Source organism: Bacillus sp. 7705b, from assembly GCF_002289525.1.
GTDB classification, from domain to species: domain Bacteria; phylum Bacillota; class Bacilli; order Bacillales; family Bacillaceae; genus Bacillus; species Bacillus halotolerans.
The window spans coordinates 1-780 of the sequence record NZ_NSDH01000059.1 but is presented as its reverse complement, the minus strand read 5'-3'; the positions used below and the strand labels follow the sequence as shown (position 1 = coordinate 780).

Below are 780 nucleotides of genomic sequence, written 5' to 3'. Positions count from 1 at the left end.
ATAAGGAGGTGCCCAGAGAATGGCTCGTATTGCTGGTGTAGATATCCCACGTGACAAACGTGTTGTTATTTCTTTAACATATGTCTTCGGAATTGGCCGCACAACGGCTCAGCAAGTCTTGAAAGAGGCTGGTGTTTCAGAAGATACTCGTGTGCGTGATCTTACTGAAGAAGAACTTGGTAAAATCCGTGATGTTATTGACAAACTGAAAGTAGAAGGTGACCTTCGCCGTGAAGTTTCTCTTAACATTAAGCGTCTGATCGAAATCGGAAGCTACCGCGGAATCCGTCATCGCAGAGGTTTGCCTGTTCGCGGACAAAACTCTAAAAACAATGCGCGTACTCGTAAAGGTCCGCGTCGTACTGTAGCTAACAAGAAAAAATAAGTAAGGGAGGTACCTAAACAATGGCTGCTGCTCGTAAATCTAACACGCGTAAACGTCGCGTGAAAAAGAATATTGAGTCTGGAATTGCTCATATTCGTTCAACTTTCAATAACACGATCGTTACGATCACTGACACTCATGGTAATGCTCTTTCTTGGTCTAGTGCCGGAGCTCTAGGATTCAGAGGTTCTCGTAAATCTACTCCTTTTGCTGCACAAATGGCTGCAGAAACAGCTGCTAAAGGTTCAATCGAACATGGACTTAAAACTCTTGAGGTTACTGTAAAAGGCCCTGGTTCAGGTCGTGAAGCTGCTATCCGTGCGCTTCAAGCTGCTGGATTAGAAGTCACTGCTATCAGAGACGTAACTCCTGTTCCTCATAACGGATGCCGTCCA

Annotated in this window: 2 protein-coding genes; both read left to right on the top strand. The window is 45.0% G+C overall.

Annotated features, from left to right (window positions below):
• The first annotated feature begins 19 nt into the window (after window positions 1–19).
• Window positions 20–385, top strand: coding sequence for a 30S ribosomal protein S13 (gene rpsM / locus CJU60_RS20345; RefSeq protein ID WP_003156545.1), 366 nt, complete (start codon window positions 20–22; stop codon window positions 383–385).
• Window positions 386–405: 20 nt separating this feature from the next.
• Window positions 406–780 (top strand): 30S ribosomal protein S11 (gene rpsK / locus CJU60_RS20340; RefSeq protein ID WP_095714784.1); only part of this gene is annotated, 375 nt, incomplete at its 3' end.